Source organism: Nocardioides sp. CF8 (genome assembly GCF_000389985.1).
Taxonomy (GTDB): Bacteria; Actinomycetota; Actinomycetes; order Propionibacteriales; family Nocardioidaceae; genus Nocardioides; species Nocardioides allogilvus.
Window position 1 is genome coordinate 3,080,200 of the sequence record NZ_CM001852.1, and the last position, 9,840, is coordinate 3,090,039.

At 69.9% G+C, this 9,840-nt stretch carries 7 protein-coding genes and 1 pseudogene; 2 read left to right on the forward strand and 6 right to left on the reverse strand.

Annotated elements, in window-relative coordinates; translation table 11 throughout:
- Positions 1–151: 151 nt before the first annotated feature.
- The 3 genes from guaA to CF8_RS15070 all read right to left on the reverse strand — a co-directional run bounded on the left by guaA (position 152) and on the right by CF8_RS15070 (position 5,334).
- Positions 152–1,723 carry a glutamine-hydrolyzing GMP synthase gene (gene guaA, locus CF8_RS15060; RefSeq protein WP_010833967.1) on the reverse strand — a complete coding sequence of 524 codons (1,572 nt, stop codon included), beginning with the start codon at positions 1,721–1,723 and terminating at the stop codon, positions 152–154.
- A gap of 276 nt (positions 1,724–1,999) precedes the next feature.
- The gene (locus CF8_RS15065; RefSeq protein WP_010833968.1) at positions 2,000–3,721 is read right to left on the reverse strand and encodes a GMC family oxidoreductase N-terminal domain-containing protein; all 1,722 of its coding nucleotides are present in this window, start codon (positions 3,719–3,721) and stop codon (positions 2,000–2,002) included.
- Positions 3,718–5,334 (reverse strand): succinic semialdehyde dehydrogenase, encoded by a 1,617-nt coding sequence (locus tag CF8_RS15070; RefSeq protein ID WP_010833969.1) that lies wholly within the window; start codon positions 5,332–5,334, stop codon positions 3,718–3,720. Before CF8_RS15070 ends, CF8_RS15065 begins: the two co-directional genes overlap by 4 nt.
- A 101-nt stretch (positions 5,335–5,435) precedes the next feature.
- Between CF8_RS15070 and CF8_RS15075 the strand changes: the two genes are divergently transcribed.
- On the forward strand, positions 5,436–5,909 hold the full coding sequence (locus CF8_RS15075; RefSeq protein ID WP_010833970.1) for a hypothetical protein: 474 nt from the start codon (positions 5,436–5,438) through the stop codon (positions 5,907–5,909).
- Positions 5,910–5,924: 15 nt separating this feature from the next.
- Here the strand turns inward: CF8_RS15075 and CF8_RS15080 are convergent, their stop codons facing one another.
- A complete protein-coding gene (locus CF8_RS15080; RefSeq protein WP_051204529.1) occupies positions 5,925–7,604 on the reverse strand; it encodes a glycerol-3-phosphate dehydrogenase/oxidase in 1,680 nt (559 codons plus the stop codon).
- Between the two features lie 180 nt (positions 7,605–7,784).
- On the opposite strand from CF8_RS15080, the gene CF8_RS15085 reads away from it, so the two are divergent.
- Positions 7,785–8,624, forward strand: coding sequence for a pseudouridine synthase (locus CF8_RS15085; protein WP_010833972.1), 840 nt, complete (start codon positions 7,785–7,787; stop codon positions 8,622–8,624).
- A gap of 16 nt (positions 8,625–8,640) precedes the next feature.
- Here the strand turns inward: CF8_RS15085 and CF8_RS15090 are convergent, their stop codons facing one another.
- A complete protein-coding gene (locus CF8_RS15090; protein WP_010833973.1) occupies positions 8,641–9,564 on the reverse strand; it encodes a methylenetetrahydrofolate reductase in 924 nt (307 codons plus the stop codon).
- Between the two features lie 9 nt (positions 9,565–9,573).
- Positions 9,574–9,840, reverse strand: a pseudogene (locus CF8_RS23240) (hypothetical protein); the annotation flags it as partial.

The following is a 9,840-nucleotide window of genomic DNA, read 5'->3' on the forward strand; positions in this document are numbered from 1 at the left end:
CCCAAATTGCTTCGACCGATTGACATTGCCTCGTGGAGACCCCCTGACTGTTCGGTAGCGCGGCCAGGAACCGGTCCAAGCCTGGATCACTCCACGACGAGCGCGACCGGGAGGTCGGCGACCCAGAGGTCGAGGTGGTGGACCGCGCGGCTCACTCCCACTCGATGGTGCCCGGCGGCTTGGAGGTGATGTCGATGGTGACGCGGTTGATGTCGGCGACCTCGTTGGTGATGCGGGTGGAGATCTTCTCCATCACCTCGTAGGGCAGCCGCGCCCAGTCGGCGGTCATCGCGTCCTCGGAGGTGACGGGCCGCAGGACGACGGGGTGGCCGTAGGTGCGGCCATCGCCTTGTACGCCGACGGAGCGGACGTCCGCCAGCAGCACGACCGGCATCTGCCAGATCTCGCGGTCGAGTCCGGCACGCGTGAGCTCCTCGCGGGCGATCGCGTCGGCCTCGCGGAGCAGGTCGAGCCGCTCGCGGGTCACCTCGCCGATGATGCGGATGCCCAGGCCGGGACCCGGGAAGGGCTGGCGCCAGACCATCGTGGAGGGCAGGCCGAGCTGCTCACCGACGGCGCGCACCTCGTCCTTGAAGAGCGTGCGCAGCGGCTCGACGAGCTCGAACTGCAGGTCGTCGGGCAGGCCGCCGACGTTGTGGTGGGACTTGATCGTGGAGGTGCCGGCGCCGCCGCCGGACTCGACGACGTCCGGGTAGAGCGTGCCCTGGACGAGCCACGCAGTGGCGTCGCCGCCGGCCAGGCCGCCGAAGACACGGACCTCGGCCGCCTCGAAGGTGCGGATGAACTCGCGCCCGATGATCTTGCGCTTCTCCTCGGGGTCGTGGACCCCGGCGAGTGCGTCGAGGAACTGGTCGGCCGCGTCGACCACGTCGAGGGCGTCGAAGACCTCCTCGAAGTCACGCTTGACCTGCTCGGTCTCGCCCTTGCGCATCATCCCGTGGTCGACGTAGACGCAGGTGAGGCGGTCGCCGATCGCGCGCTGCACGATCGCGGCGGCGACAGCGGAGTCGACGCCACCGGACAGGGCGCAGATCGCGCGTCCGTTCTCACCGATCTGCTCGCGGATCCGCTCGACCTGCTCCTCGACGATGTTGACCATCGTCCAGGTCTGGCGGCAGCCGGCGATCTCGTGCAGGAAGTGCTCGAGCACCTGCTGGCCGTGCTCGGAGTGCAGCACCTCCGGGTGCCACTGGACGCCGGCCAGGCCGCGGGCGACGTCCTCGAACGCGGCGACCGGGGTGACGTCGGTCGAGGCCAGGACCGTGAAGCCCTCGGGGGCGCTGGCGACGGAGTCACCGTGCGACATCCACACGTTGTGGGTCTCGGGGATGCCGGCCAGGAGCGTGCCGGGGGTCGTGACGGAGACGGGCGTGCGGCCGTACTCACGCGCACCCGTGTGGGCGACCTCGCCGCCGAGGCCGCTGGCCATCAGCTGGAAGCCGTAGCACATGCCGAAGACCGGGACCCCCGCCGTGAAGATGGCGGTGTCGATGCGGGGCGCACCATCGGCGTAGACCGAGGACGGGCCGCCGCTGAGGATGATCGCCTTCGGCTTGCGGGCCAGCATGTCGGCCACCGGCAGCGAGTGCGGAACGATCTCGGAGTAGACCCTGGCCTCGCGCACCCGGCGGGCGATCAGCTGGGCGTACTGGGCACCGAAGTCGACGACGAGGACGAGGTCGTGGTCTGGGTTCGCGGTCACCCGCGGAGTCTATTCGGAAATAGCACCAGGACCTGACCGGGGATTGACGGCTGAGCGTCAGGCCGGGCCGCAACCATCGCGAGAAATAGCACCAGGGCCTGACCGGGGAGGGAGGATGGTCAGGCCCTGGGTAGTCCCGAGCCGCTGCTGGACAGAGCCTGGAACGAAAGACCCGGCCACTGGGAGGGAGCGTTGCTTGCCGGGTCTCTCTCCTTGGCAACGACCCCCACCACGGTGGGTTACGCGGTTATTGCGGAAAGTTCCGCGCGAAATGGCTCAGCTGACGCCGACGATGGGCAGCCGCAGGGCGGCGGGCGCGTCGACGGGCACGACCGGGTTCTTGGGCTCGACGGGCGCGATCTGCTGGTAGGCCGAGCCGAGGGCCGGCCTCGGGTCGGCCTCGCCCTTGTTGGGCCAGAAGGCCATGGCGCGCTCCGCCTGGGCCGTGATCGTCAGCGACGGGTTGACGCCCAGGTTGGCCGAGATCGCCGAGCCGTCGGCGATGTGGACGCCCGGGTGCCCGTACATGCGCTGGTAGGCGTCGACCACACCGGTCTCGGGGCTGTCCCCGATCGTGCAGCCGCCGATGAAGTGCGCCGTCAGGGGCCGTTCGAAGGGCTCGCCGATGTTGCCGCCCGGCTCGCCGTTGATGACCTTCGCCATCCGGCGGACCGCGTCGTAGGCGACCGGGATGTAGGTCGGGTTGGGCTCGCCGTGGCCCTGCTTGGACGACATCCGCCAGCCGAAGCGGCCCTTGACCCCGACGGTGGTGATCGAGTTGTCGAGGGTCTGCATGACGAGGGCGACGATGGTCCGCTCGGACCAGTGCTTCATGTCGTAGAGGTCGAGGGCCTCGCGTCGCTTCTTCCACAGCTCCTTGCCCCACGTCTTGAGGCGGGCCTCCCCCGGCACGTCATCAGCGAGGACGGTCTGCATGAAGGCCATCGCGTTGGAGCCCTTGCCGTAGCGGACCGGCTCGATGTGGGTGTGCTCGTCGGGGTGGAAGGACGAGGTGATCGCCACGCCCTCGGTGTAGTCGGTGGAGAGGTCGGGCGCCAGTGCGCCGAGGATCGCCTCGGAGTTGGTGCGGGTCAGTACTCCGAGCCGGTCGCTGACCTGCGGCAGGTCGCCCTCGCCCTTGAGCTTGTGCAGGAGCTTCTGGGTGCCGAGCGCGGCCGCCGCGAAGACGACCTGGTCGGCGGTGAAGGTCTTGGTCGCCGTACGCCGCGAGAGCTTGGCCTTGGTCCACCGCGTCTCGATCGTGTAGCCGCCGTCGGCGCGCGGGGCCACGCGGGTGACCGTGGTCAGCGGGTGCACCACGGCGCCGTTCTGCTCGGCGAGGTAGAGGTAGTTCTTCACCAGGGTGTTCTTGGCGTTGTGGCGGCAACCTGTCATGCACTCGCCGCAGCCGATGCAGGCGTTGCGCTCGGGACCGGCACCACCGAAGTAGGGGTCGGAGTGCGAGACGCCCTGACGATCGGACTGGTCCTGGGGACCACCGAAGAACACCCCGACCGGAGTGGGGTGGAAGGTGTCGGCCACTCCCATTTCCTCGGCGACCTGCTTCATCACCTCGTCGGAGGGTGTGTGCCACGGCGTGTCGACGACGCCGAGCATCCGCTTGGCCTGGTCGTAGTAGGGAGTCAGCTCGGACTTCCAGTCGGTGATGTGCGACCACGACGGGTCGCGGTAGAACGCATCGAGCGGTTCGTAGAGGGTGTTGGCGTAGACGAGGGAGCCGCCACCGACGCCCGCGCCGGCCAGGATCATGCAGTCCTTGACCATGTCGATGCGCTGGATGCCGTACATCCCCAGCGCCGGCGCGAAGAGGAAGCGCTTGGCGTCGAAGGAGGTCGCGGGGAAGTCGCCGTCCTCGAAGCGGGCGCCGGCCTCGAGCACGCCGACCTTGTAGCCCTTCTCGGTCAGCCGCAGCGCGGTGACCGAGCCGCCGAAGCCCGAGCCGATGACCAGGACGTCGTAGTGCACCGGCTCGGTCATGCCCGGCCCAGCTTCTTCAGCACCCGCAGGCTGGCCGTCAGCACCTTGGCGTTGGCCTTCTCCGACATCCCGAACACGGGCGCGATCGGAATGACCCGCTGGGTCGCGACCGACTGGGCCTCGGTGTAGCGGTGGATGCCCTCAGCGCCCTGGCGACGGCCCATCCCGGACTCGCGCATGCCGCCCATCGGCGCCGCGAGCGAGCCGAAGGTCGCACCGTAGGCCTCGTTGATGTTGACGGTGCCGCACTTGATCTGGCGGGCCAGCTCGCGCCCCCGGCTGCCGTCCTGGGTGTAGATCGCGGCGTTGAGGCCGTAGGTGCCCTCGTTGGCGCGGGCGACGGCGTCGGCCTCGTCGTGGAAGCGGTAGATCGACACGACGGGCCCGAAGGTCTCGTGGCCGAAGCAGGTCATGTCGGGCGAGACGCCCTCCAGGATGGTCGGCTCGAAGTAGAACGGGCCGAGGTCGGGACGGGCCTTGCCGCCGGTGAGCACGCGCGCGCCCTTGGCGACCGCGTCGTCGACGTGCGCCTGCACGGTGTCGAGCTGGTCCTGGGAGATGAGCGAGCCCATGTCGACGGTCCACTCGAGGCTGGCGCCCAGGCTCATGGCCTGCGTGCGGGCCACGAACCGGTCGACGAAGCGGTCGTAGACCTGGTCGGCGACATAGAGGCGCTCCATCGAGACGCAGAGCTGTCCGGCGTTGGAGAAGACGGCGCGTACGGCGCCCTCGGCCGCCTTCTCGACGGAGGCGTCGCGCAGGACGAGCATCGGGTTCTTGCCGCCGAGCTCGAGCGAGCAGCCGATGAGGCGCTCGGCGCACTGGGCGGCGATCAGCTTGCCCGTGGCCGTGGAGCCGGTGAAGCAGATGTAGTCGGAGCCCTGGATGATCGGGGTGCCGAGCTCGCGACCGGGGCCGGCGACGACCTGCCAGAGGTCGCGCGGCATGCCGGCCTCCTCGAGCAGCTTGATGGCCAGCAGCGCGGTCAGCATGGTCTGCGCGTCGGGCTTCGCGACCACGGCGTTGCCCGCGAGGATCGCCGGCAGCCCGTCGCACACGGCCATCGTGAGCGGGTAGTTCCACGGCGAGATGATGCCGACGACGCCCTTGGGCACCCGGTTGATCTCGGCGCGCGTCAGCGTCGGGAACATGCCCGGGACGCGGCGGGTGTCGAGGTGGTCGTGGGCGGTGCGCGCGTAGTAGCGAGCGGTCAGCGCGAGGTGGGCGACCTCGAGGAAGGCGTCCTTGCGCGACTTGGCGGACTCCAGGCCCACCAGGTCGAGGAGCTCCTCCTGCCGCTCGAGCAGCAGGTCGTGGTAGCGCAGCAGCACGGCGGCGCGCTCGTCGATGGACGTCTTCGCCCAGGCCGCCTGCGCCTTGCGGGCGCGCACGAATGCCTCGGCCACGTCGTCGGGGCTCGACTGCGGGATCACGGCCAGCGGCTGGCCGTTGAGGGGTGAGTCGAGAGGGGTCGCGGCACCCGTGGACGTCAGGACGCGCTCGGTCAAAGCGGCGACGTAGTCAGGCTCGAGGGCGTAGGACGCCCGCGGGTCGTGCTCGGGGTCTGCGGGACCGTCGACGAGGTGACCGGAGGATGAATTCTGCTCGCTCATGTGTCGAGCGTAGGCCGCACTCCCACTCACTGCTACCCGTCAGTCACATTGTCCCGCCATTTGACATATCAAAGATCTTTGTAAACGGCTAGGGTCGCGCCATGCTTTCGTCCCTGCGCACCGTGGTCAGCGCCGTCATGAGCTCCCTGGTGATCATGGGCGTCGCCCTGTGGTTCGTCCTGCCCCGCCGCACCGATCTGCCCGACGTGCTGTGGCTCGCCGTCGTCGCGGCGCTCGGGGCCGGCGCGGCCGGGCTGATCCGGTCCGTGGGCTTCCGGGCTCCTGCCATCGCACCGGGTGCGACGAGCGAGGAGTCCGCCGAGCAGGCGCGGAAGGCGTTCCAGTCGGGCACCTTCAGCCGGATGGCGATCGCCGAGACTCCGGCGATCGCCTCGATCGCGCTCGCCTTCGTCGCCGACGAGGGCGGCCTCGTGCTCTACCTGCTGGGGGCCGTGATCTCGCTGGGGCTGCTGGCGACGTACGTCGTGCCGTCCGCGGCCACCATCGCGCGCACCCAGCAGAGCCTGGAGCGCGACGGCGGCCGCGTCGACCTCACGACTGCACTGGGCGCCTGAGGGGCGCGCGTCCCGTCAGACGATGTCGGGCGCCTGCACGCGCGCCTCGTCGGCCTCCTGGTCGGTGATCTTGAGCTGGGACTGGCGCTCCGCCTCGACGCGGCGCAGGTAGTGGTCGACCTCCTCGTCGGCGCGCTCGATGCTCCAGCCGAGCTCGCCCGCCATCAGGTCGGCCGCCGGGCGTGCGGAGGCGATGCCGCGGTCGAAGGTCTCGATCGAGATGCGCGTACGCCGCGTGAGCACGTCGTCGAGGTGACGCGCCCCCTCGTGGGTGACGGCGTAGACGACCTCGGCAGCGAGGTAGAGCGGGGCGCCCTCGAGCGGCTCGGCCAGCTCGGGACGGGACCGGACGAGCTCGAGCACCTCGTCGACGAGGCCGCCGTAGCGCCCGAGCAGGTGGTCGATCATGCCGATCTCGATGCCCGACTCGCGGGAGAGGGCGACGCGCTGGTTGGTGCGCGCCTCGTAGCCCCAGGCACCGACGAGCGGCACCCGCTCGGTGATGCTGGGGGGCGCGACCCGGAAGTCGCCCCCTCCCTGTGGACGCAGTGCGTGGTCGACCGCGTCCTTGGCCATGACCCGGTAGGTCGTGAGCTTGCCGCCCGCGATCAGGACCAGGCCCGGCACCGGGTTGGCGACGGTGTGCTCGCGCGAGAGCTTGGTCGTCTCGCCGAGGTCGCCCTTGGGGCGCTTGACGACGGGCTTGAGAAGCGGCCGAAGGCCGGCATAGACACCGACCACGTCGCGGTGGTCGAGCGGGTCCTTCAGCAGCGCGTTGAGGTGGCCCAGGACGTAGTCGATGTCGGTCTTGCTGGCCGAGGGGTGCGCGAGGTCGAGGTCCCAGGGGGTGTCGGTGGTGCCGATGATCCAGAAGGCACCCCACGGGATGACGAAGAGGACCGACTTCTCGGTCTTCGTGATGAAGCCGCAGTCGGAACGGATGCGGTCGCGCGGGACGACCAGGTGGATGCCCTTGCTCGCGTCGACGTCGAGGGTCGCGTCGCCGCCGATGAGCACCTGGACCTCGTCGGTCCACACCCCGGCGGCGTTGATGACGACCTTGGCGCGGACCTCGAACTCGACGTCGTTCTCGAGGTCGAGCGCGGTCGCTCCGACGACGCGGTCGCCCTCGCGCAGGAAGCCGGTGACCTTGCAGCGGGTCGCGATCTGGGCGCCGTTGTTGGCCGCGGTGCGCGCGATGGTCATCACGAGTCGCGCGTCGTCGACCTGGCAGTCGTAGTAGCGGATCGCGCCGTGCAGCTCGTCGGTCTTGATGTCGGGGGCCATCCGCGAGAGCTGCTTGCGGAAGATGTGCTTGTGGCGGGGCACGCCCATGTCGTACTTGCCCGTCATCGCCATACCGTCGTAGAGCGCGACGCCGGCGCCGACGTAGGGCCGCTCCCACGCGTGCTTGAGCGGGTAGAGGAACGGCACCGGCCGCACGAGGTGGGGGGCGAGCTGCGTGAGCAGCAGGCCGCGCTCCTCGAGGGCCTCCTTGACCAGCGCGAAGTCGAACATCTCGAGGTAGCGCAGCCCACCGTGGACGAGCTTGGAGCTGCGCGAGCTCGTGCCCGAGGCCAGGTCTCGCTGCTCGAGCAGGCCGACGCTCAGCCCGCGGGTGACGGCGTCGAGCGCCGCGCCCGCGCCGACGATGCCGCCGCCGACGACCAGCACGTCGAGCTCGGTGGTCATCATCGCCGAAATCGCACTCGCGCGGTGGTCGGGACTGAGTTGGTAGGTCACGTCGTCATCTTGTCAGGCCCTAGCATCGCCACGGTGCCCCCTCTTTCGCCGTTGCCCGCCCGCCACGGCCTGAGCGCGGCGTGGGTGCGGACTCCCGATCGGGTGGCCGCGCCGTCCCCACCGTGGCCGACCATGGCCGCCTGGCTGAGGGACAAGCTGCCGGCGCACGTCGACGTCTCCGCCTTCCTGGCCGCAGAGCGCTTCGTGTACGGCGACGGCAGCCCGGTCCTCGCCGACGATCCCTACCGCCCGCACACCTTCGTGTGGTTCCACCGGGACCTGCGCGACGAGGTCGAGGTGCCGGGCTCCTTGACGATCGTGCACCGCGACGAGCGCATCATCGTGGTCGACAAGCCGGCGTTCCTGTCCACCATCCCCCGCGGCCAGCACGTCCTGCAGAGCGTCGTGGTCAAGCTGCGGGACTCGCTGGGACTGCCCGAGGTCTCGACGTTGCACCGGCTCGACCGGGTGACCTCGGGCCTGCTGCTGCTGGCCGTCGAGAAGCGCTGGCGCGGGCCCTACCAAGTGATGTTCGAGCACGGCACCGTTCGCAAGACCTACCGCGCGCTCGCGCCCTTCCGCCCCGACCTCGCCCTGCCTGTCACCGTCCGCAACCACATCCACAAGACGCGCGGCGAGTGGCAGGCCGCTGTCGTCGAGGGTGCTCCGGTGAACGCGGAGACGCTCGTCGAGCTGGAGTCCCGGGTGGGCGACGACCTCGCGGTCTATCGGTTGACGCCCCGCACCGGGCGCACCCACCAGCTGCGCCTGCACCTCCACGGTCTCGGCATCCCGATTGTCGACGACCCGCTCTATCCCGTCGTCCACGAGACCGACATCGACGACTTCTCCCGACCGCTCCAGCTGCTCGCGAGCGAGCTGGCGTTCACGGACCCGGTCGACGGCACCGAGCGGTCGTTCGTCAGCTCTCGGCGACTGCCGCTGCTGCCGGAGCCGGACGCCCTGGGCTGATCACGCCCCTGGTCGGTCAAAGGACCTCGGCACGCACCCGGTGCGCGAGGGTGATCGCGGCATCGATCTCGGCCTTGCGGATCGAGACACTCTCGACGCTGAATCCGAAGGGCATCCCGAGCGAGCGGCAGAACCGCGCGAGGTCGTGGGCCGTCGCCAGGCAGTGCGCCAAGGACGCCTCGAGCGTGTCGTCGCTGTGGCGCAGGGAGTTCTCCATCCATCGCGGCACCTGCACCCCCAGCCAGCGCAGGAACTCGAGCGTCCTGAGCGATCCGCAGACGGACAGCGTGAAGATCATGGGCGCCGGCTCGGTCCCGCGGTCGCGGCACGCGTAGTAGTAGTCGGAGACCAGGTTGCGGGCGGCCTGGGCGTCGTAGACGACCTGGGTGATGAAGAACGAACAGCCGCGCTCCGCCTTGGCGAGCAGCCTGGCGTCTTCCCCGGCCCCCGCCGCGTGACGCTCGGGGATCGCAACGGCCCCCAGGAGGATCTCCGGCCTCGCTCGACCCCGCAGCTCCTGGGCGTCGGCCAGGGTCGTCTGCACCGCGAGCTCCCGCGAGGCCGCTCCGACGAAGACGGTGGACACCCGCTCGGGGTCCTGGTCACGCAGCCAGGTCTCCAGCTGGGGTTGGGTGTACTTGCCGACGCAGCGATAGACGACGACCGACCGCTCCCAGGCGCTGAGGTGGTTCGCGAGGTAGTCGGCAGGGTCGATGGTCGGGAGATAGGGGAACGGACGGCTCTGGTCGGTCCGGTCGCTCTCGTCGACAATGTCGTAGAGCAACAACCCGTCCAGGTCGAGCGCGTCGAGGCGTTCGAGGGTGACGTCGGCGATCCGCTGCGCCTCCTCGGGAACGACCGAACGTCGCGGCGGGGTGAGACCGAACAGCAGGTATCCGCTGTCCCGGCGGGCGAGTCGGGCAGCCAAGTGATCGGGCACAGCGGCAGCCTATTGGCGGTCGACCTGGTGTCGGCAGCCTGTGCCTCTGCGATGGTCGGTGGGGGTGACGTCGGTGGTGCCGTCGGGGTCGCGGAGGAACTGTTGGCCGTGGGGGTCGGACCAGAGCCAGGTGCCCCTCTCGAGGGGCGTGTAGCGCCACCCGGCGTGGGTCTTGAGCTGGTGGTGATGGCGACACAGGGGCGCGATGTTGCAGTCGCACGACGCGCCACCCGCGTCGGGGTCGTGGTGGTCGAACGGGACGATGTGGTCGTGGTC

Coding starts and splice junctions, on each gene's coding strand:
- CF8_RS15075 (WP_010833970.1), top strand. CDS start 5,436: ATGCTTTCGTCCCTGCGCACCGTGGTCAGCGCCGTCATGAGCTCCCTG.
- CF8_RS15070 (WP_010833969.1), bottom strand. CDS start 5,334: ATGAGCGAGCAGAATTCATCCTCCGGTCACCTCGTCGACGGTCCCGCA.
- CF8_RS15085 (WP_010833972.1), top strand. CDS start 7,785: ATGGCCGCCTGGCTGAGGGACAAGCTGCCGGCGCACGTCGACGTCTCC.
- CF8_RS15065 (WP_010833968.1), bottom strand. CDS start 3,721: ATGACCGAGCCGGTGCACTACGACGTCCTGGTCATCGGCTCGGGCTTC.
- CF8_RS15080 (WP_051204529.1), bottom strand. CDS start 7,604: ATGATGACCACCGAGCTCGACGTGCTGGTCGTCGGCGGCGGCATCGTC.